This window comes from Photorhabdus antumapuensis (genome assembly GCF_020387775.1).
Lineage (GTDB): Bacteria > Pseudomonadota > Gammaproteobacteria > Enterobacterales > Enterobacteriaceae > Photorhabdus > Photorhabdus antumapuensis.
Map to the genome: position 1 here is coordinate 25,538 of NZ_JAHZMK010000016.1, position 21,455 is coordinate 46,992.

Below are 21,455 nucleotides of genomic sequence, written 5' to 3' on the forward strand. Positions count from 1 at the left end.
TTATCAGATTGCCTGACAAAGCAACGGACACAGGAATGCGACTTATTCAGGTCATGATTAGAGTCTAATCATATGATTACCTGATACCGGGGAGCATACTGGGCAAAACCAGAGAGGATGACGATAAAAAACTCAATATGAAAAAATGAAAATTACACTCCAATATAGAGCATAAAATCTATGGTCACCCTCGTTTTTGCAACACTCATTTTGATGAATTTTAGGCTTGCTTAAATCTATCCGGCGTCACTATAGGCAAGGATGCCCGCGCCTGATGCGCCTAAAAAAGCCGTTCGGCTTCAAAGAGCCATTTTTATGCTTAGGTTCATCATCAGGCCGTTCATGTCATCAATAATCAGTCTTCGCAAAACCAGATAGGCAATCGGTTTAAATCAACGATAACGTGGCTGTTTAGGGGCACGTTATCGTTATCTTTCAAACACGGTTTGTCGTGTTGTTATGGCCCAGGCTATACGCGCTAACTTGTTGGCGAGCGCACAGGCCACAATATTCGAATGTTTTCGTTCAAGTTGAATTCTGACCCAATCCGCTAATCGCCCGGATTGGTGAGCAATACGTTGGATAAAAACACGGGCGCATTGGACTAATAGTTGCCGGAGCTTCTTGTCTCCCCGTTTGCTGATACTCAGCAGGGTATTCTTTCCTCCCGTGCTGTATTGACGAGGAACCAGGCCGGTTGAGGCGGCAAAATCCCGGCTTCAGGCATATTGCTTTCCATCACCCAGCTGAGAGGATAACATACTGGCCGTGATCGGGCCGATACCCGGAATAGTCATCAGCCGTTGCCCCGTATCATCACATCGCAGTGCTTGCGCTAACTCATTCTCAAGCTCAGTTATCTGTTCAACCAGATAGAGATAATGGGTATGCAAGCGCATAAGTAACTGAGTTAAATAAGGCGGAAGTTCATTCTCGGCGAGCACGTGGGAAAGCCGGTTTATAACCGCTATCCTTGTCGGCATACTGATACCAAATTCCAGTAAAAAAGCCTGCATTTGGTTGGTCGTTTTAACCTTATCTCTGACCAGTGACTCCCTGACCCGATGTAATACACGCATAGCCTGCTGAGCTTCCGTTCTGGGTCGGACAAAACGCATGGAAGGACGTGAGGCCGCTTCGCAGATGGCTTCCGCATCAATAAAATCATTCAGACCGCTGACAAACCTCATTAACCTGAATTCTGGATAAGGAATTGACGAAGTGCCTGTTCCAAGAGCAAAGTTTTGGTGCACACCAAAAACCGCTCTGGGGAGGAACAGGCAATGAACAAATTAGTTGAAATTTTCTGCGATGTCGATGACTTTTGCCGTTTTTTTATTCCTCAATGGGCGCAATTTTGTCTCGACAACGGGTATCGTCTGCGGCGCAGGCAAGGTCATATGTATCACAGTGAAATTATGACTATATTGATCCTCTTTCACCTGTCGCATTACCGTAATTTTAAACATTTTTATCTGGATCATATTTGGAAATATCATCATCACGATTTTCCAACCTTGCTCAGTTATACCCGTTTTGTCAGTGTCGCGCCTTCCGTTTTGGTTCCACTGTGCAGTTATCTGACTCAACCTCAGCTTCGTTTAAAAATAGCGATATCACCATCCCGTAAATTCAAGCTCGGTTTTTTCGGTTGGAATGTATAAGCAATTAAGCCCGCAACGATTTCCAATAAAAAACCGAGCTGACTGCGGTGTCTTGAATGCTCTATCTGAGAAATATTTTTGAGCTGATCCACAACCGTTTCTATTAAAAATCGCCTTCTTAACATCAGCTTATCCCACAGAGATAACGCTTTTGCCTTCATGTTACTGCGGACATGAGTGATTAACGTTATTCCTTCTGCTTCCAGTTCATCACACAAGGCCTGTGACAAATACCCTTTATCGCCATACAAACACCCTGTTAACCCTTGTACCAGCGCTTTGACGGGATGACGATCATCTTTATTTCCTGAGGTCAGCTTAACCGCTAAAAGTTCACCACAATCATTGATAACCAGATGAAGTTTAAAGCCATAAAACCAGCCGGTACTGGTTTTCCCTCGCTGTGCGACGCCCTCAAATACGCGATGACGGGGAATACGGAGATTGTGACAAACAGCAATTTTGGTTGAATCAATAAAGGCGATCCCCTGGGTTTGGGCCTTGCGTGACGAAAGAAAAGCACAAAGAGGAATGAGCGCCCTTTGTTTCAAGGTTAACATCCGGGAGTAGCTGACCAACCGGGGAAAATCGGCCTGAAGATAGTGTTTAACATGCTGAATATAAAACGTTTTAAAATCACGATAATGGCTCATGTGGAATAAAATGAGTATCGTCATGACTTCACTGAGAGAAAGGGAAGCATTGCGGCGACGTTTGAACAGGCCATTGTCAATTAACTGTTGATGCCAGAGAGGCATAAATTGTTGGCAAAAGTCATCGACGTCACAGTAAAGTTCTTCTAAATTAGACATGCCTGAGGATCTCCACGATTTTGTTTTCTTTGACAAAAACTTTGATCGTGCTTCAGGCACTGAGTTCCTTTCTTAAGCAAACCTCAGGTTAAGTAACAAACCGGGGCAGTGAAGTACCCCGCATCCAGTCCAACAGCAAGGGGGCTGAGACAAAAGCGGCTAAGCTGGCGCTTCAACCGTTCAATGAAGGGCTGGCTGTCGTGGACATTGCCCGGTGTCGCGTAAGTATCGGTGATAATCCCAACTTGCCCATCCACCGTACGGTGGTCAAGGTAAAAGAATCCCCTGGGTTTATTGGTCCGGTGCATAAATCCGCTGTCCGGATCAGTGGTGCTGACCTTCGTCTTTCTCTGCCGTTCCTTAAGGGCTGGCTTCAGACTTTTTTTCCGGCCGCTGCCCGGTCTTCATTGACGGCGTTATCCAGTGCGTCAAAATAGGCGGCAGGGGGCACAGCACGTTGTTCGTTCCTGGATTTATGCGAATTGGCACTGGCTTTCAGGTGAGTGCTGTCAGTATAAAGTATCCGTCCCCCCACCAGCCCTCTGGCGATGGCCTGCTCAACAATATTATCAAAAATTTGCTGGAAGACCTCGCTGTGATTGAAACGACGGCGGCGGTTTTGGCTCAGGGTTGAAGCATCAGGCACTTTCTCTGTCAGTCCGAGGCGCAGAAACCAACGGTAAGCCACATTCACCTGAATTTCCTGTACCAGACGGCGTTCACTGGGAATGCCAAATAAATAGCCCAGTAACATCATCTTAATCAGCCTGACCGGATCGATAGCAGGCCGGCCATTATCGTGGCAATATAACGGGGCAACTCATTCACGGATAAATTCGAAATCAATGGCGGCATCGACTTGACGGACCCGATGGTTTTTGGGGACCAGCTCGTCAAGCGAGAGGGTTTCTGGCGGGAAAGTTTGGGGAGGCGGTGTTCTTAACATGGCGGCAAGCTCCGTCTGGTGAACGGAATTTCATTAAAACAAAGTGCCGGATAAAAAACCAGCACTTTGTCAATGATCTGATCATTTTTATTACTTTTAACGAAAGGCCGGACAAACTGCGGTGAAATTAATTTAGCTTCATGGACTAAATCATTTATTCGTCTTGCCATAAAATGCGCGCCGGCACACAGGCACTTAGTTCCCTTCTTAAGTGAAGCTCACGTTAATTAACTTAATTTTAAACAGATACTCAAACCAGCATATCAGGCTCAATTCTCTTCTCAATTGTCTTTGTCTCTTCTTGGACTTTTTCCAATTTATCTATTAAGTTGTCGAACTTCTTTGAAAGTTCAGTAAGTTCATTATTACTGCTTCCATTTTTCATTACATTTTTGTCGAGAACGGTGATAAAGTCGGACGATAATTTACGTGTCTTAATGATTATTTCCTTTAAGTTTTTCAGAGTAAATGAAACAGTTTCCTTATAGTTGAAATTTTTATTTATATTCAATACTGTATCTAACTCTTTCACAAGTGCGTCATTCTTCTTTACCAACAACTCTTTTACGTTCTGGACTTCTTTGCTAAAAGTCTCTAGATCTTCTTTTACACTCGAATCATCAGTGTTATCTCGCAGGCTATTTACCTCATTCATAATCCTATCTACATTTTGGGAGAGATATCTGGCTTCCATCCATGCGTTAGATAAGTTTTCTGTTGTAGATATTTTAATGTCAGATGTAGATATTCTAGCATCAGAATTATGTTTTTTTTCATTACTAAACGGAGTGTTATCTTCTCCTGCTTCTTCATTCAACCGATTATTGGTTTCTTGATTTTCCCTACCCTGCTCGTCTTCAATATTGTTACGTAATTGCATCAATGGAATATTGTCTGATTGATGCCCGCCGTTACGGTTCCTGCTCTGATCTAACTCATTTCGTTGTCGGCCAAAACGAGCGCACCTCAGAATATAACACACCGCAGCCACCATTATAATTGCTCCCGCCAACATGCTCTGCGCAATAACCGCATATCTTAGCCAAGGTGTAACTGGACCAGTTGTATTGGGCAGCGAAATCTCGTCGGCCGCGAGCTCATATGGTATACCCATCACGACATCTGAACCAAGATGACCTATGAGTACAGGGGATGCAATATCCTGTTGTGTTGTCTTTATAGATGAGCCTAAGATATCCTTTTTATGTAAAAACATCCTCATGAGACTGATTTGTTTACTACCGTCATGACCTTTGAGCCATCCGCTAGCGTACGTTAATTGGCAGGAGGAAGCGGCTTTCCCCTGTTCAGTATACGAGCTTGTAACACCACCCTGTACCTTTGACAGGTCATAGATTTCACTCACTTGACTTGCGTCAAGCATAATCTCCCCCATTTGTTTCAGTCGAGGAAATGCATCAGCCGTTGGGTCGATGTCCGCAATTTTATAGAGAAAAAATTGCATCTTTTTCTTGTCTGGTGATATGAGCTCAGTATCCTGGAAAAAGCTATATAAACAATTTTGCATATATGAGTAAACTAGCTCAGTATTTCCTAATTTTTTAGGGTCAAGGGACAATGCACCAGCCACATCCTTGTCAACATCTGCCCGTATGTCATGCCATGACTGACTTTCCCGCGCCATTTTAATATAATAACTTATGCAGATGTGGCGTTGCTGAGATGTCACATCAGAGTATATTTTTTTTATATTACTAGATTGCTTTTTTAATTCGGCAATACGATTATCCGTCAATACAAATTTCTTCTCTGTATTGTCATCCGATATATCACTCAGGAAGCACATGTCTAATGGTGTAAAATTGTGACAATCAGTAAAAATAATGGCAGGTAAACGGCCACCAGTTATGAACCGGGCTGTGACTGTAACCGTGTTACCTGGAAAAAGAGGCATATCGTTATCATAGATAACGTCGCCACGGGCAAAAATTATATCATCCTTTTCACTCTGCTTGTCTGGGTCAACAATAACAATCATGACATTGGTGGAAGAGTTGTTCTGTATCTCTATCGGTATACGGGCAATGGGCATTTCAATTATCCTTGTATTTCATATCAGCAGAGTCATTTCTAGCAGCCAGTGTGATAGTATTCAAATTATCCAGCGCTCACTAATCCGAGTGTAATAGTCATATCAAATCTATCATCTGCGTCAGAAACGAATTTGAATTCAAAACTATTTTTTGACAGCTAAATTTTAATAAAAATACGCTCCTTTCGGATATAGACACCTCGGCAGTGTATGCTGGAACCAGCACAACAACCGAGCCAAAATTCCACGTAAAGTGCTAACTTATAGCTTCACCAATCGCTCAAACAAGCCCTATTAGGGTAGAATTATGTGCTTCTTGCGCAACAAACCAGTTATACATGACCCTATTGCCACCGATTGCTTATAGCCATATACCAAATAGGAGCCCTCAAAACCACACCTCCATCGATAATCTTCGCAGGTTCTAATACATCATGAGCAAAGAATTCTCTAACATTTTTTAGGTAGGAAAAGTCTCTGTATTTGACCAACACATCCTTTTGCCTTTTTTGATAAAACCCCGCCCACTGTTCATCAGGAAGAATAAGAGGTTGCTCTGAGAATAGCGGAAGCATATAGCTAAGCCAATTTGCCATTAGATCAACAACATATTTTTTGTTATCAAATTTACAAACAATGGCACAGTTTTTTTCAAAATTGCTATTCAATTCATCAATAGTAAAAGTGCTTGAATTCAGAGGAGCATCCCATTGAACCACAGCACGGAAACTTATAGTTTCTATATTGTGCTTTTGTAAAATATCCCAAATAGGATCAACGTGGAGAAAAATATCCCCTTTTTTTCCACACACATTATCTTTGTAGTATTTGTCTAACTCATCAGCAGCAGGAAAATCCTCCTCAAACCAAGCGTCCGAGTCTATAGGAAGATTAACATTCCTAATTTTTTCGTATTTTTTTTCTTCAATCTGCTCTTTGTCTATTATCGATGAAGATATCACTCCAGGCTGCCCTGTGATCGCCATATTTCTGTTCACTAAATGAATTTGATTTTGAATATAGTTACGGACACAATCAGTTGCCCTCTGATATTCCAGAGGGACATCCCGAATCGGGCGGCCTTTATTTTTATGGATGCGTTGTTGTTTTCGCATTACTGTATTGCCAACAGTTGTACACAACCTTTGATCGTTCCAGAGAGTTCGATCACTGGTATTACTTGAATAAAGAGCATGTGCCACGACACCTTTAACCTCTTTGACAAGCTTACCGGTCATTTGCTGCAAGTATGCAGCCGCAAGAGTAGCCAGTATTTTCATTGGAATGCCCGCAGGCGGTTTTATTACAATCAGCGCATCTGCTGCTTTGTTTAACACTTCCAATATATCTTCTATTGTTTTGTATATTTTGAGTTCGGTAATTTGGCTATGACCTATCATCAATTCTTCTGCTTGGGTCTTTCCAATATCTATCATGGAATGATAGATATTATGATAAAATCCATTAATAATATCTTTCTCTGAAAGGCTGCCACCGCATGCCCACTGGGGCACTTTCCCTTCACCAAATAGACGACGTAAATTGAAACTACGGCAGGATAGGTCAGTGTTGCTCGAAATTGTCTTTATTATCCTATCAGATAGAGCCTCATTTAAGAGTTTTTCATTAAAAAAGAGAGTAACTAGTTCAAATGTAGAAAAAGACTTTATTGATTCTCCGTTGAAATGAAGAGTAAACCAAATGCGAAGATTATTATTCTCTTCTAGCTCCTTTTTAAAATCCTCTAACCCATTGAAAGTAATACCATGCTGGTCTCGTAAGGAAAATAAAATAAATGGTTTTTCTGTATTGAGTGTTCTCCATGATGATATAAATGGAGTTATCAATGTCTTTTCACGTGATTTTTCATCCTGTGCAATATTCAGTGGGCAAACGAATAGACCCGCTGCATAAGAGTTCCAAAATATGGTTTCTGAACCACCAGAAAAAAAATTTATTTGAGTTGACGCGTAAATAACAAAATTTTCTATTTTTTCACTATTAGGCATACCTATTTCTTTCGCTAAATTAGCCTGTTCGATATACTGATTTTTGTAGTCAATATCCAATATCGATTTAATAAATTTCTTGTTACTGTTACTTAGACCAGCACGTTCACGTCCGATAAAGAAATCATTCACCTTCATTTCATTTATTTCTAAATACAACCTTAATTTACCATACATAATATCTAGCGGTGTGAATACCTTACTTTCTTGGCTCTTTAGAGGGGGGATATAATTTTTTATGTTTTCTCTTTTTCGTTTATCAACCAAATTAAAGAATATATGATCACTAATAGATAAATCTCTAGATACAAGAAATTTATCTTTCGCCTTTTCGAGTTCAGCCTCGATGTACTCAACGGGAGTATATAAATAAATTTCTATATCTTTTTTAGTATCTTGAGCAACGTATAACTCACTAAGTACTTTAAAGGTATTTCTGGTGTATTCAGTCATCTCTGATGACAAGAAGGATATGAAATTATCCGTCCATTCTTTAGGCCATAGTACAGTCATATATTCAGGCAAGTATATTTGTCTAAATCCATCATATACTAAAAGAGGTGAATTATTATCGAAGAAGGAATAAAATATAATTAACTCATCTAGTGAGATTGAGTCATAATGAGTAGTTTTATCAGATTCCTTATAGCTAAATATTAAATCCGTTGAAAAGGAATCTAGCGGTACCTCTTTATTTTCGATATTAAACTGAATAAGCCTTGCTTGTATGCTTGCTTTTAGCCTATCTATAAGGCTGCTCGGATTTTTCGTTATTTTTAAAATGTCGTTACTGAATTGGTTTCTTCGGAGAACGAGGTTTTCTAAAGCACCTAAACACAAACGTGAAAAGTGCGCTCTCAAATAAAATTTTTCCTTAGATGTAAGTATATCATCAAATACATTTCTTTTGCATTCCTCTATCGTTCTAACTCGAGAATAGCCTAGCGGTGTATGCTGTTTTTTTAAGGAAGATTTCGTTAATTTAACATGTTCTTCAAACACCTTGTAGACATACTTTTCTTGAAATGGCGCATACACATCTTTTATCTTTTTATCAATTGTAGTGAGTGTTAATAGCATGTCAAAGACCTGGGCAATAGTTTGAAGATAGCCAAGTTCTTTACCGTTAACTGACAGCCCATTATTCAAATTTTCCAATATCTTAGTTACATCAGAATAAGTTTCGTAAGTTGTTGAATTCACTTTACTCTTCTTAAGAGTTAGATAATCAGTTCGAGAGTAAAGCAAATCTAGGGCTATGATGTAGACTTGATGAAGGATTTTATAGAAAGTAATATGCTGACCATCACCATTCTTATCGATTAATTCTTCTGCTTTTTGGTGACACTCATATGCACGACGACTCATTGAGTCAAATACATCTGTATCATCCATCGGTATAAACAAATCATTATAGAATTCCTGTAGTAAGTATTTTCCTAGGTAGATAACAAACTTAGAGAAATTTTCCTTTGGATCAATAATAATATCGTCACTTTTGTGATTTTCATCAATGTCGGGTATTTTTTTATCTACCATTATAGACTTCCTTCATCTGAAAATATGTTCTCGGCTTTATCCACACAATCTTATTCCAGTAAACTAAATCTGATGGATAGGTCAATAAAGCATTAAGATTTATTAAATAAGGTACGTAAGGTCTTTTGATCTGTGTCAATAATCATAATATCATTAACTCCCTCATCTACTCCCAAGTTAGCCTTCTTATAATCAATTATCCGACTAACAACAGAATACGTATTTCCAAAAATAAACAAATAATATCCCAGTGCTTTCTTTCCATCGTCAGGAATTGGTTTCATACCAATAAGAGAAGCGGCATCAATTCCACTGGCGTAACATGTATCTTTGAACGTTGGCCACCCTGACTCAATATTTTTCGGTGTCTGCAACACTTGATCCTTTTCGCCTTCGCCAAGAGTATTCCATTTAATCACTGCGTATTTTTCATCCTTAAATACGTAAAGTATAGACATATCTTGATAGTCTACGTTAAAAACTGCGTCAAGATCATTTGTCATCCCGTAAGGAGCCAACGACGGCCATACGCCGGATATCGGCAAAATAATTGGCGACGCCTCCATACTTGGATACAAATACACCACACCCTGTATAAAATAACACCGATACAAAGTCTCTACCGAGTTATTAGATAATTTCACATATGTTGAAGCATCACATATAGACTCATATTGGTTTCTATTAGCCTCTGATGGTCTCGAAAAATAGTTCTCATTGCGACCTAGGTAATCAATAGGGTCTATATTAGAGATTGGAGGAATCCCTACTCCATCGACTTGCCCCTTTAAAAAAACATCTATATCAGCACTTATTATTTTCTGACGGCCTTGCAGTTTTACCTTCCGGGAAAATTCCCCGTCGGGTATAGAGAAACACACCAATTTTTTATCACCCGTTTTACGTTGTTCACAGGGTATTAAAACAACCGACAATACCATGTAATCAATTGATGGCGACACCTGTAAGGATAATCCTTTCCCAGTAAGCTGCATGTTAATATCTAGCACAGCAACCCCATACTCATTTAAAACACCACAGGTAGAAGAATTTATACTCCAGAAGTCGCTCAGTTGGTGTTCGCCATCATAAGCCTTGTTGGGAACTGCTGCTACTTGATTAATAGTAAAAGGGGCGTCGACTATTTCCGAATCATTCCGAGCATTTGCTGTTATGGTTAGTGTAACAGGCGAGAGGAGGTTACCATTTGGTGTCTGCCCTATAATCGCTACGTTCCAATTGGTCTGTTTACCACCAGAATGGATATCATCATCACAAGTTAAGGTAAAACTTGCACTGCCATCCTTCGGAATATAAATAGCAGTAGATGCTAGTAACGGCCATGCTTTTAAACTTACGCCGCCGGAACCACCTGCGAACCCGATAGCTCCGTCTAGGTAAATAGGTAACACCTGCCGCTTGATGGCACCTTTGGGTAAGAAAAACGGTTGTGTTTTTACTATTGGATTAAATTTTCGTGGTACCAATGATACCCCCGCGATGGATTTCTTTTCTGCCTGAAAGAGGAGTCCGTTAATTCGGAAATCAAGTGACGTGGTTATTGTACATATTTGAGATTTGCTTATATGAAGAAGCTCTTTTATTTTTTTAGAAAATTCTTTAATTTTTATTCCCATATTTTCCATTGAGGTAGCTGGGCCAAAGGATTCGTCGGGAACACTTAGTAATGGAGTATAGGCAATGTCAAATTCAGAGGCTGCTTTTTTACCATCGTTTCCGATCAGAATATTTTTCTTATTCTTTTTCCGAGTCTCCGCAGATAAAAGAAAGTTATGGGCTGATATACCCGCCACATTGTCACGAGAATGACGCATGATGATAGCACGATCGATTGTCTCATTTAGATACGAACACGTAATAGACTGACATTCACCTTCTTTAGCTATGCTACCAGTTTCTCTGTACGGATCCTTATACGTCATTTTAACGGAATTAGTATACCGAATATCATTCGATTGACCCAAAACATGCTTGGCTAACCACTGCATAAAATTATGGTTTTGGAAGTGATCTGTATAAACAACTATCTTTTCTAACCACCCTCTTATTACCGAGTTATATTCATTGACTAATGGACTTGACATTACTCCTCCATCCAAATCCACCGCAAAACAAGTAGTTAATGGTTTTGAAAAAGATAGGCTTTTTGAAACGTCATCCTGCAAATCTGTTTTTGTTAACTTACGACGAGATAAGCTGGCATAATGGGTCACGGTGAATTGATATTTAACCCATTGTGATACAAATGATCTATACCCCCATCGGTACATGTTTTGAATATATTCGCAATTGACACTTTGTTTGGCGTAGTCATCGTTATAGATATTTTGAATAGTCTTGTACATGCGGGAAACAGTACGTTTAAATTTATTAACAACACGCGTTTTGAACTCAGTATTACTACTAAAGAGGGAAATATTATCAATTACATGAAAATAAACTGTCATCATTATACTCAAAAAATGCGCCCTTAGGCCCAATTCGATACCTGTGCCCTTCCCCAGGCGAACATCGTGAAAACTCGGTTCATTAAAAATGAACTGTGTTTCTATAGAAGCATATTTAAACCTAAGTTCCTCCTGTATTTGTTCATCTTTATGACCTTTATTATAGTAATCAATAGTGCTGATAATAAGATCGCAGAGCAAGTTGTATAAGCCATTACACTTATCTTTTAATTGGTTATAGTCGTCGATAGCCATCTCATCAAGTATTGCTTTCTGCAAAGCATCATTCTTAGGTGCTTCAGTTAATTCATTATTTACATAACCAATACCTATACCCAGCACTAGAGGTACTACAATGTTAAATCCTGGAATGGGAATGGCCATGGCAAGTGCTATAGCCAGAGTTTCAGTTAAATCCACCATTGCGCCGATACCTATACCAAGCTGCTCGTCACTTACTAGGCCAGGTGCTATGCCGCCAAATGATAAGAGCAATCCTAAGTGCGATCCTGAATTATCCAGATAACTCCGTGTTTGAGGGGAGTTAACAATCTCTTTTAAACTGGAGGTCAATTCTGAATTTCTGTTGGTACTGTTAGTATTCAATGGTGATAGTGATACTGCTGTTACAACGTCAGGCGTGTTTGGGACAAGAGTTTGCAACGCAATATATTGGTCGTTAATCTTATCAATATACATATTAAGATTATTAATATAATCATTAATTTTATCTTCGTTTATTTGTTTTCCCGAATGACCACTTTTCATAATAGAACTCCCACTATAATTAGAACATAAGGTTAATTACATGGATGTAAATTTTTACGTTCTGATATTTTCTATAGATTCTATTTTCTACTGTTGTAACGATATCATTTCACTTTCCTTAATAATCATAAGATAACGAATGGAATATAAAATTACTAACAATTTAACGATATCGCATTTCAAAAATGGGATTATCCTCCCATTTTATCGAAAGATTACGCAAAAATAGGTAAGTACATTTTAAATTAGGGGCTGTCCTAAATAAGGTTTCATAATTTCGCTACACGTGGCTTTCTTCAACCCATTGTTATACATAGGATTGTTAGTAGATAAGGTGTAGCACCATTTTGGAAAGTTATTTAGATAACGATTATATTTTCCCTTTAACTATTTGTTTTAGAATGTTTAATTGATCTTTTACACCCGGTGTATTAAATCTCCACTCACATTCCTTGAGAAAGAGCTCAAAATGCTCCTTTGATATGCCATTAAATCTACGCAGATGACGTTTGGCCGGGTTTCAAAGATTCTCTATTCTATTGATATGGTTTTAACCGTTTTTAGGGTCTACAAACTCCGTGCGATGGTTGATTCGATAGTGTTTAAAATCGGATACATCTAACACATCATAGCTGGCAAAATTGTCTGTGTAGACCCGGCGGTCAGGCTTAATCTTTACTGTGATTATCGGCATTAAGGTATCGGATTTAGCATTAGGTACTAGACGGATGTAAACCTTGCCACCTCGCTTAAGAAGCCCAAAAACAGGGGCTTTCCCCGCGGAGCCTTGTCCGCGTTTTCCCTTGAGTTTACCACCGAAATAGCTTTCGTCTATCTCGACTTCACCTTCAAACATGGAATATTCATCGACATAATCAGCAATAAGGACTCTGAGGTGGTGAAAATAGTAAGCCGAAGTCGTCTTGTTGACACCGACTAACTCTGCCGCAGTGCGAGATGTAGCCCCCGCAACGAAGAGCTCCTGAAGACATCTTTGCTTGTATTGGCTAATCCGACTTTTTCTCATTTGGATATCCTAGATCAAATGACTTATCTAGGACAGCCCCAAACAATAATATTTCCTTAGTTATTGGAAATATTAAATTATTTTGAAATTTTTTCTTGTATATTAAAATTGTTAAACTATTTTATCTAAGCTATTTTTCGGTATAAGTTTAATATCTTGGACTATAACATCCCCCTCGTGAACACCAATGTTGCCCCTCGATTTTTTATGCTCTCTTATCTATCCAGTCAACCCTAGAGATTATTTTGGCACGCTACCGCCCTAGACAGTTACCCAGTACTTATAGAATCCAAATAATTGATTAATGGAACACTCTCATTAATCCAGAAATCAGCGGTAGACCACAAAGAATTAAAACTAATACTTAATTATTAAGATTAACTTACAATTTTCAAAATACAAGCATAATAGAAAATAAATTTATTTACTTGGATAACTTGATATAATGCAAAAATAAAGCTAGGGATTTTGATAAAGAAAAGCCTCTCATAATACGAAGATTATCAAGAGCGTTCAGAATTTTGTGTTACGTTAAAAATATTACAGCGTCATCACGTTATTCAGTCGCCCATCAAAATGAATGGTCAACTGGGACAATGTCAAACTCCAACTCTGAATAGGCATTGTCCATTTTTCCTGTGCATTCATTAGCCCAGGTAAGCAGTTTCAACAAACTGTTTTCATTCAAGAAAGCCCCTTTGGTTTTTATCAGCTTCCTGAACTGGTGGTGCACCGATTCTATCGCATTGGTGGTATAAATCACCTTTCGGATGCCTGCCGGATAACGAAAATAGGCTGACAGATTCCCCCACTTTTTGAGCCAGAACTGGATGACCACCGGATATTAGGAGAATGTAATGAGCGCATCCCAATCACTTAGCCCTTGGCACCGTGCTGAAATTGAGAGGTGAAGCATGGATCCTCTCAGACTTCCGGCCTTATAGTGCCTAAGCGGGAAGCCTGTTGCTCCCTGATGACTGGAGGATCCACCCATGAAATTTACTCCTGTTGGCGTCGATATTGCAAAACATTTGATGCAAATTCATTTTGTTGATGAATACACCGGTGAACTCATTGACAAGCAACTAAAACGAAATGATTTTTTAACTTTCTTTAGTAACCGTGAGCCTTGCTTGATTGGTATGGAAGCGTGCGGGGGCGCTCACTATTGGGCACGGGAACTGAGAAAGCTGGGACATGAAGTGCGTTTGCTTAAGGCTCGGTTTGTCAGGGCATTTCGGATGGGAAATAAAAACGATGTTCAGGATGCCCGGGCGATTTGGCTGGCCATTCAGCAACCCGGTAAATCCGTTGCTATCAAAAATGAAGAACAGCAGGCCATTCTGTCATTACACCGGATGCGCTATCAACTCGTCAAATTCAGAACCGCGCAGATCAATTCGTTACAGGGTTTACTGCTGGAATTTGGTGAAACCGTACATAAGGGCAGAACCTCGCTGGATAAAGCCATGCCTGAAGTCCTTGAGCGACTAAAGGAAAAACTGGCACCATTCCTACTCAATCTGCTTGAAAAGCAATACCACCGTTTGAACGAAATCGATGAACAAATTGAACAGGTGGAAAAACAACTGACGACGTGGGCAAAGCAGAATGCTGATTGTCAGCGAATTATGAAAATTCCCGGCGTCGGTGTCTTAATTGCGACAGCCGCCATCGCAACGATGGGCGATCCCAGAGCGTTTCGGTCGGGCAGGGAATTTTCGGCCTATTTGGGCCTGGTGCCGAAACAAACGGGAACGGGAGGCCGGGTCAAATTACTGGGCATCAGTAAACGGGGAGATACCTATCTGAGAACCCTGTTTATTCACGGTGCAAGAGTGGCCACCTTACTGACAAAAACACCGCTGCCGTGGGTGACGGAGCTGAAAAAACGCCGTCCGGTCTGTGTAGTGATAGTGGGGATGGCCAATAAGCTGGCTCGTACCGTTTGGGCATTGGTCGCCCATCAGCAGGAATATCAAAAAGATTACGTCAGTGTCAGACCTTACTGAGGTGTTTCACTGATCAACTTTCACTTTTAACTACAAGGATGAATGTAGAAAGATTGCTAAGGCAATGATAATGATGACAAAGACAGGTAAGACCGTGACTTGCTAAACCTGATTTATGCTCTGAGCGTAAAGCTCGTTAGGAGAGTGAGGAGTCAGTCAGCGGATTACATCAAGGCCCGCAGCTCTGGCTGTAATAAGGCCGGATATAGAGCTGCAACCTACCGTCGATGTCAGAGTAATTTTTGTCTTGCAAACGGGATGCGTTCATATAGAGCATAAAATCTGTGGGGCACTACATTGGCGTTTATGCCGCTATAGCTAATGTAAAACCATCAACCATATTCCGACTAGCTCATTAATTTTGATGCTGGGATACCAACGTTCAAATTGTGCTTTTTAGCTCGCCATTCAGAACTGCCGTCCGAGGGGAGCATTTAAATGATTGCCCCACGGTTTTTTACGCTCTCCATTATTCGTACCGAAAGATGCTACATTGACAGATTCGTAGCTTTAAAGATACAATAATTTATATGAACACGATCAAACATTATCTCACCTCCGATAACCGGGACTTGTATATGGAGTTCCTGAAAGGTATTCGTGACCCTATAGCTAAATCGAAAATCTCGTCACGGGTTAACCGAATGGCTACCGGAAATTTTGGTGATAATAAACCTTGTCGAGAGGGTGTCTGGGAGCTTCGCATAGATCAGGGGCCTGGCTACAGAGTGTATTACAGCTTAGTTGGTCGTGAAGTGGTGTTATTGTTAGTTGGGGGCGATAAACGAACCCAAGATGCCGATATAGATCAGGCGATTGAATGTCTGAAGGACTATTTGAAGAGGTAATTATGGCCAAAGCACGTTTACATGATGATGCAATGGTGCAGCTTCTCCGTGAAGATCCTGAGTTTGCTCAGCATTATCTGCATCAGGCATTTGTTGATATGGATGAAGAAGGCGGGCAGGAAGCATTTCTTATGGCATTACGCCATGTTGTAGAAGCACGAGGAGGAATGGCACAGATTGCAGATAAGGCAGGTGTTTCACGCGAGACTCTGTACCGAACGCTGTCGCCTAAAGGCAATCCGACTTTGAAAACTTTGCGTAACGTCGTTGCAGCAACAGGATTTCAATTCTCTCATATCGCATTAATAGCTTAATTCTGCCAGATAATTATAACCGTCAAGCCTGTGATTAACGACGGTTTTCAACCCACATCAGCCTTATTTTTACATTTGCCAGTCCTGACGGGAGACAAAGCCGGTATCCGCTTTATCAAGCCGTTCGTGCAGCTCTTGCACCTCATCAGGCAAATGCTGGAATGATCCATTTCGCATCAATGACTGAAATTCCACTAACTTGATGATGTTGCTGCCGTACCACGAATGCCAGCAACGCTATGCTGACAATAACAAGCAATATTGACAGATACCTCAGACATTTTTTTAACGACAACAATCTGGGTTGGGTCTTTTGAGAAACCGCCTGCCGCAAGCTGTCAATTTCAGCCTCAGACGTCGGCAACAGAGGAGGTACTTCAATTGTCATACCACAACATCCTTGTTTATTTGTAAACGGCTCATTTAGACCGTCTATCGGTATACCTCCGGTTCGGGGAAAATAATGTCCATCATTTCTAATGGACACTATCGCTATGAAATATCGGACACTGCTCCTCGACGCACTGCGCTTACATTTTGATGAACACCTGTCCAGGCTCGATGTTGGTCGTCGGCTTGGGATCCCCAAAAGTACCATTTGCGATCTCTTTGTTCGCTTCAAAAAGCAGGGAATTAGCTGGCCGTTGCCTGATAACATGACCTCCGACAAGCTCGAATCGCAGCTTTACCCCGGACGTACCAATGCCGTCAGGCTTGATATCCCTGAGCCGGTTTTAGCGGATGAGCCCGTTGTACGCAAGCGGTCACGCCGCCCGAATTTTCCACTCGCGTTTAAAATCTCCCTGGCCGAAAAATCACTGCAACCTGGCTCCAATGTCGCACAACTGGCGCGTGAACACGGCATCAACGACAACCTGTTGTTTAACTGGCGTCACCTTTATAAACGCGGACTTCTGTGTCCCCGGGATGACAGTTCATTGCTCCTGCCCGTTACACTGTCTGAAATCACTGTGCCTGTTAAACCGCCGATCCCCGCTATGCAGCAACCCGCAGACAGGGAGCCTTGCTGTGAACTGGAGCTTCCCTCCGGCATACTGCGCATCCGGGGTGAACTGACTCCCGAACTTCTGCGTATGCTGATCAGTGAAATGAAGGGGGTGTCTAATGAACATATTGCCAGCAGGCACACGTATCTGGATCGTGGCAGGCATCACTGATATGCGCAACGGGTTCAACGGCCTGGCCTCAAAGGTGCAGAACGCACTGAAAGATAATCCGTTCTCCGGGCAGGTCTTCATCTTTCGCGGTCGTCGGGGTGATATGCTTAAGATACTGTGGGCTGATGCCGATGGGTTGTGCCTGTTTACCAAACGGCTTGAGCGTGGGCACTTCGTCTGGCCGGTGACCCGTGAGGGTAAAATCCATCTGACTCCCGCCCAACTGTCCATGCTGCTTGAAGGCATAAACTGGAAACATCCGCAGCGGATGGAACGCTCTGGCATACGGATATAATTTGCGGTAAAGTGAGGGAATGACTCCCTTATTCCCTGATGATATCGCCCAGCTGAAAGTGCTGCTGCGTGAGCAGATGGCCGCTAACGAAATACTGGCAGAAAACAATCGCCTGCTGTCCCAGCGGGTGGCCTCTTATGCCAGCGAAATTAGCCGACTGAAAGCCCTGGTGGTAAAACTGCAACGTATGCAGTTCGGCCAGCGTTCAGAAAAAATACGGCAGAAGACTGAACGACAGATACGCGAAGTGCAGGAGCACATCAGTCACCTTCAGGAAGAAATGGCCGACATCCAGGGTGAACAACCCGACCCGGCACTGCCTCCTGCGCTGCGGCAGTCCTCGTCACGAAAACCGTTACCCGCCACTCTGCCCCGCGAAATACAGTCGCTCCCTCCGGCAGAAAAAAGCTGCCCTGAATGTGGCGGGGAACTGCATGCGCTGGGTTGCGATATCTCAGAACAACTCGAGATCATCATCAGCGCCTTTAAAGTGATCGAAACACAACGCCCCAAGCTGGCCTGTGGTCGGTGTGACGGTATAGTCCAGTCTCCCATGCCGTCCAAACCCATTGAACGCAGTTATGCGGGGCCTGGACTACTGGCGCGGATCGTGACCGCAAAGTTTGCAGAGCATATGCCGCTGTACCGTCAGTCGGAGATATACAACCGACAGGGCGTGGCGTTAAGCCGTGCCACGCTGGGTCGCTGGTCCGGGGCGGTGAGTGAACTTCTTGAACCCTTGTACGATGTGTTACGCCAGTATGTTCTGATGCCGGGCAAAGTCCATGGCGATGATATCCCCGTGCCCGTTCAGGAGCCAGGAAGCGGTAAAACCCGGACCGGACGCCTGTGGGTGTACGTCCGCGATGACAGAAATGCAGGCTCGGTCATGCCGCCGGCCGTGTGGTTCGCGTACTCAGCCGATCGCAAAGGCGTTCACCCGCAACAGCATCTGGCAGGTTACAGCGGTGTCCTCCAGGCAGATGCTTATGGTGGATACCGGGCGTTGTATGAAACAGGGAATATCACTGAGGCCGCCTGCATGGCGCATGCCCGGCGTAAAATCCATGACGTTCACGTTCGTTCGCCAACAGCAGTCACGACGGAAGCCCTGAAGCGGATAGGTGAGTTATATGCCATAGAAGCAGAAATCCGGGGTAACCCGGCAGAAGAACGACTGGCATTAAGAAAAGAGCGCAGCGCTCCGCTGATGCAGTTGTTGTTCGACTGGATACAGCAGCAGATGGCAACGCTGTCGCGGCACTCGGAGACAGCGAAGGCGTTCGCCTACATGCTGAAGTTATGGGACAGTCTGAACGAGTACTGCCGTAACGGCTGGGTGGAGATCGACAATAATATCGCAGAAAACGCCCTGCGTTGCGTCGCTGTTGGGCGAAAAAACTGGCTGTTCGCGGGCTCTGACAGCGGAGGTGAGCGGGCGGCCATCCTGTACTCATTAATCGGCACCTGCCGGCTTAATGGTGTAGACCCGGAAGCGTGGTTGCGGTACGTCATCAGCCATATAGCTGACTGGCCATCAAACAAGGTACATGAGCTGCTTCCCTGGAAACTCAACCTTACCAATATCTAATCGTCAATACGGTTCAAATGAGCCGCTTACGTTTATTTAGCACTGTGCTTGGCATACTTTTAGTATTATCGAGTTACTTGACAAAACAACGGACACAGAAATGCGACTTATTCAGTAGTGATTAGAGTCTAATCATATGATTACCCGATACAGAGGAGAATACTGTGCAAAACCAGAAAGGATGACGATAAAAAATTCAACATGAAAAAATGAAAATTACCCCCGAATATAAGATGTTATTTTTCCTGTTTCACCACCACCATAACACCACGGGCAGCCGTTGAAACATAACGCCATTCATACAGTAAGTTTTGTAATGTAATCCCTGTTCGCTCCCAACGAGGGATCACCACTTTAACCATCCGATAACGCCTTGTTGGGTAATGCGCCAGAACCGAACAGGTCAGCTGTATCTGAGCAGGCCGCATCAAATGAGAACGAAACAGAATATCCCTGTCTGCCCGCAAAAATGCCCCCTCAAGTTCGCGAACAAATGCCGCATGCAAGCACCGGGTTCGACCTCGCGTCAGACGCCCTATCCTGTCAGTCGGGGAAAGATGAATGACGTAATACCGTTTTTTCCTGTGCCGGAAACCCGAACAGATGAATCCCCGCCAGGGCGTTAATCTGCTCACCAGTGCAAAACAAGGACAACACAACACCACCAAAATAAAAATCAGATATATGAACATGTTACGTTTTCATTTACAGCAGGTAATGACATAAGCTGATTCGCTCCTTTGGTGACCCACAAATTTCAGCCCCGCCGCATAATATCCAGGCTTACATCGGTGTTCAGAGAAATCACGTCCGCCCCAGTTTCCATCCTGATAACATTGATTCTGCTGCAAGGTGGCTTCTGCTTTTGTCCACAGACCAGACTGGCAGGACAGTATGGCACCTTTGCTATCGCGGCTAACCAATCCATTGGGTAAACAGGCCGTACCCGCCACTGCTACTTTATCAAGTTGTAAAAACTCTCCTGTCGACAAACGCCCATCAGCCCGGAGGGTACCGCTTTTGATTTGCCCCTCAGTATAAACGCTTTTATTATTGACACTGCGAAGCCAGTTGCTGTCCGACATCACCCAACCACCACCATAGGTTTCATTTAACCAGCCTTTATTCTTTGTCGTCACAATCCAGCCATCGTGGCTACGAATATCCCCCTGAAACTGGCCGGCATTCGCCCGGATATCGCCACTAAAATGTCCAACCTGTGCATGCACGGTAGCCGTATTGTTCAGGTTGTTGCCTCCCATGTTAATGTCAGTATGCATTTTATTCAGTTCCGGACGACCGGGGACAGCAAAACGGTACAATCGGTCGCTCTCCTCACGGGCAGCAGATAACTCATCTGCGCTCAATAACGCGGCCAGGTGACCTTCACCACTGTTTATCCCAAAATCCTTTAAAGGCACCGTCCATGAACTCATTGCGCCAGTAGCCGTCTTTCCATCCCGAATGTATCCCCCCAATCCGGTAGAGATATCCATCGATATCAGGCGCAGGGCTTTATAAGGTAATGGACTCCCTTCTTGTGTCACTACTATTGCCTGCAATAGTGCCGGATCCTGGGTATTTCGCACTACAGCGGTCTGATAGCGCTGTCCTGAACTGTTGGTGTCTTTGAATCCGGATGGTAACAGCCCCGTTTTTCTCAACATATCTGGGGTGATAATCACAGGCTGAGCTGTTGTTGCTGAATTCCGCAATCTATCGTAATAACGGCCAATATAAGCTTTCGACGCCGCACTGAAACGACTGCTTTGCACCGCCATGACCTGCCAGGACTTCTCCGTCAAATAATCGTTATAAATACGGGTTCCCAACGCTGCCAATATCAGCAATATCATGAGCCCAGCGGCAGTTCCCAGCATCATATATCCCCGGTCAGGTTCACTGTCGTCACAGCCATTTCTTTCTGTCAT

13 protein-coding genes and 6 pseudogenes are annotated in these 21,455 nt (G+C 42.7%); 7 read left to right on the forward strand and 12 right to left on the reverse strand.

Annotated elements, in window-relative coordinates:
• Window positions 1-428: 428 nt before the first annotated feature.
• Window positions 429-1,178 (reverse strand): annotated as a pseudogene (locus KZ793_RS07130) (IS110 family transposase); the annotation flags it as partial.
• Between the two features lie 105 nt (window positions 1,179-1,283).
• Here KZ793_RS07130 and KZ793_RS07135 point away from each other — a divergent pair.
• Window positions 1,284-1,589: pseudogene (locus KZ793_RS07135) on the forward strand (IS982 family transposase); the annotation flags it as partial.
• Between the two features lie 2 nt (window positions 1,590-1,591).
• On the opposite strand, the gene KZ793_RS07140 reads toward KZ793_RS07135, so the two are convergent.
• The 8 genes and pseudogenes from KZ793_RS07140 to KZ793_RS07175 all read right to left on the reverse strand — a co-directional run.
• Window positions 1,592-2,476 carry an IS982 family transposase gene (locus KZ793_RS07140; RefSeq protein WP_225814738.1) on the reverse strand — a complete coding sequence of 295 codons (885 nt, stop codon included), beginning with the start codon at window positions 2,474-2,476 and terminating at the stop codon, window positions 1,592-1,594.
• 86 nt (window positions 2,477-2,562) lie between these two features.
• Window positions 2,563-3,422: pseudogene (locus KZ793_RS07145) on the reverse strand (IS1182 family transposase); the annotation flags it as partial.
• A gap of 74 nt (window positions 3,423-3,496) precedes the next feature.
• Window positions 3,497-3,610, reverse strand: a pseudogene (locus KZ793_RS07150) (IS110 family transposase); the annotation flags it as partial.
• Between the two features lie 62 nt (window positions 3,611-3,672).
• Complete coding sequence (locus tag KZ793_RS07155) at window positions 3,673-5,475, reverse strand: hypothetical protein (protein WP_225814739.1); 1,803 nt, start codon at window positions 5,473-5,475, stop codon at window positions 3,673-3,675.
• A 344-nt stretch (window positions 5,476-5,819) separates the two neighbouring features.
• Window positions 5,820-9,023, reverse strand: coding sequence for a hypothetical protein (locus KZ793_RS07160; protein ID WP_225814740.1), 3,204 nt, complete (start codon window positions 9,021-9,023; stop codon window positions 5,820-5,822).
• 92 nt (window positions 9,024-9,115) lie between these two features.
• Window positions 9,116-12,259 carry a hypothetical protein gene (locus KZ793_RS07165; RefSeq protein ID WP_225814741.1) on the reverse strand — a complete coding sequence of 1,048 codons (3,144 nt, stop codon included), beginning with the start codon at window positions 12,257-12,259 and terminating at the stop codon, window positions 9,116-9,118.
• Window positions 12,260-12,629: 370 nt separating this feature from the next.
• Window positions 12,630-13,286: pseudogene (locus tag KZ793_RS07170) on the reverse strand (IS1595 family transposase).
• A 540-nt stretch (window positions 13,287-13,826) separates the two neighbouring features.
• Window positions 13,827-14,130, reverse strand: a pseudogene (locus tag KZ793_RS07175) (transposase); the annotation flags it as partial.
• Window positions 14,131-14,278: 148 nt separating this feature from the next.
• Between KZ793_RS07175 and KZ793_RS07180 the strand changes: the two are divergent.
• The 3 genes from KZ793_RS07180 to KZ793_RS07190 all read left to right on the forward strand — a co-directional run bounded on the left by KZ793_RS07180 (window position 14,279) and on the right by KZ793_RS07190 (window position 16,460).
• Window positions 14,279-15,298, forward strand: coding sequence for an IS110 family RNA-guided transposase (locus KZ793_RS07180; protein ID WP_225814742.1), 1,020 nt, complete (start codon window positions 14,279-14,281; stop codon window positions 15,296-15,298).
• Window positions 15,299-15,828: 530 nt separating this feature from the next.
• Window positions 15,829-16,146: a type II toxin-antitoxin system RelE/ParE family toxin gene (locus tag KZ793_RS07185; RefSeq protein WP_011145421.1), complete on the forward strand. Its 318-nt coding sequence runs from the start codon at window positions 15,829-15,831 to the stop codon at window positions 16,144-16,146.
• A gap of 2 nt (window positions 16,147-16,148) precedes the next feature.
• The gene (locus tag KZ793_RS07190) at window positions 16,149-16,460 is read left to right on the forward strand and encodes an addiction module antidote protein (protein WP_011145420.1); all 312 of its coding nucleotides are present in this window, start codon (window positions 16,149-16,151) and stop codon (window positions 16,458-16,460) included.
• 145 nt (window positions 16,461-16,605) lie between these two features.
• Here KZ793_RS07190 and KZ793_RS07195 read toward each other — a convergent pair whose 3' ends face one another.
• Window positions 16,606-16,848: a hypothetical protein gene (locus tag KZ793_RS07195; protein WP_225814743.1), complete on the reverse strand. Its 243-nt coding sequence runs from the start codon at window positions 16,846-16,848 to the stop codon at window positions 16,606-16,608.
• A gap of 106 nt (window positions 16,849-16,954) precedes the next feature.
• Here KZ793_RS07195 and tnpA point away from each other — a divergent pair, with 106 nt between their 5' ends.
• The 3 genes from tnpA to tnpC are packed head-to-tail and all read left to right on the forward strand — an operon-like array spanning window position 16,955 to window position 19,524.
• A complete protein-coding gene (tnpA, locus tag KZ793_RS07200; RefSeq protein WP_225814744.1) occupies window positions 16,955-17,638 on the forward strand; it encodes an IS66-like element accessory protein TnpA in 684 nt (227 codons plus the stop codon).
• Entirely contained in the window at window positions 17,586-17,933 is a 348-nt protein-coding gene (gene tnpB, locus KZ793_RS07205; protein WP_166291647.1) for an IS66 family insertion sequence element accessory protein TnpB, read from the forward strand. The genes tnpA and tnpB overlap by 53 nt, the downstream gene beginning before the upstream one ends.
• A gap of 19 nt (window positions 17,934-17,952) precedes the next feature.
• Window positions 17,953-19,524, forward strand: coding sequence for an IS66 family transposase (tnpC, locus tag KZ793_RS07210; RefSeq protein ID WP_225814745.1), 1,572 nt, complete (start codon window positions 17,953-17,955; stop codon window positions 19,522-19,524).
• A gap of 236 nt (window positions 19,525-19,760) precedes the next feature.
• Here the strand turns inward: tnpC and KZ793_RS07215 are convergent, their stop codons facing one another.
• Both KZ793_RS07215 and pilV read right to left on the reverse strand, forming a co-directional pair.
• Window positions 19,761-20,216, reverse strand: coding sequence for a hypothetical protein (locus KZ793_RS07215; RefSeq protein ID WP_225814746.1), 456 nt, complete (start codon window positions 20,214-20,216; stop codon window positions 19,761-19,763).
• A gap of 9 nt (window positions 20,217-20,225) precedes the next feature.
• Complete coding sequence (gene pilV, locus KZ793_RS07220) at window positions 20,226-21,455, reverse strand: shufflon system plasmid conjugative transfer pilus tip adhesin PilV (RefSeq protein WP_225814747.1); 1,230 nt, start codon at window positions 21,453-21,455, stop codon at window positions 20,226-20,228.

Bases quoted from the DNA above. Each gene is read 5' to 3' on its own strand.
- KZ793_RS07185 (WP_011145421.1), top strand. From the start codon at position 15,829: ATGAACACGATCAAACATTATCTCACCTCCGATAACCGGGACTTGTAT.
- tnpC (WP_225814745.1), top strand. From the start codon at position 17,953: ATGACTCCCTTATTCCCTGATGATATCGCCCAGCTGAAAGTGCTGCTG.
- tnpA (WP_225814744.1), top strand. From the start codon at position 16,955: ATGAAATATCGGACACTGCTCCTCGACGCACTGCGCTTACATTTTGAT.
- tnpB (WP_166291647.1), top strand. From the start codon at position 17,586: ATGAACATATTGCCAGCAGGCACACGTATCTGGATCGTGGCAGGCATC.
- KZ793_RS07190 (WP_011145420.1), top strand. From the start codon at position 16,149: ATGGCCAAAGCACGTTTACATGATGATGCAATGGTGCAGCTTCTCCGT.
- pilV (WP_225814747.1), bottom strand. From the start codon at position 21,455: ATGACAGAAAGAAATGGCTGTGACGACAGTGAACCTGACCGGGGATAT.
- KZ793_RS07155 (WP_225814739.1), bottom strand. From the start codon at position 5,475: ATGCCCATTGCCCGTATACCGATAGAGATACAGAACAACTCTTCCACC.
- KZ793_RS07195 (WP_225814743.1), bottom strand. From the start codon at position 16,848: ATGACAATTGAAGTACCTCCTCTGTTGCCGACGTCTGAGGCTGAAATT.
- KZ793_RS07165 (WP_225814741.1), bottom strand. From the start codon at position 12,259: ATGAAAAGTGGTCATTCGGGAAAACAAATAAACGAAGATAAAATTAAT.
- KZ793_RS07180 (WP_225814742.1), top strand. From the start codon at position 14,279: ATGAAATTTACTCCTGTTGGCGTCGATATTGCAAAACATTTGATGCAA.
- KZ793_RS07160 (WP_225814740.1), bottom strand. From the start codon at position 9,023: ATGGTAGATAAAAAAATACCCGACATTGATGAAAATCACAAAAGTGAC.
- KZ793_RS07215 (WP_225814746.1), bottom strand. From the start codon at position 20,216: ATGTTCATATATCTGATTTTTATTTTGGTGGTGTTGTGTTGTCCTTGT.
- KZ793_RS07140 (WP_225814738.1), bottom strand. From the start codon at position 2,476: ATGTCTAATTTAGAAGAACTTTACTGTGACGTCGATGACTTTTGCCAA.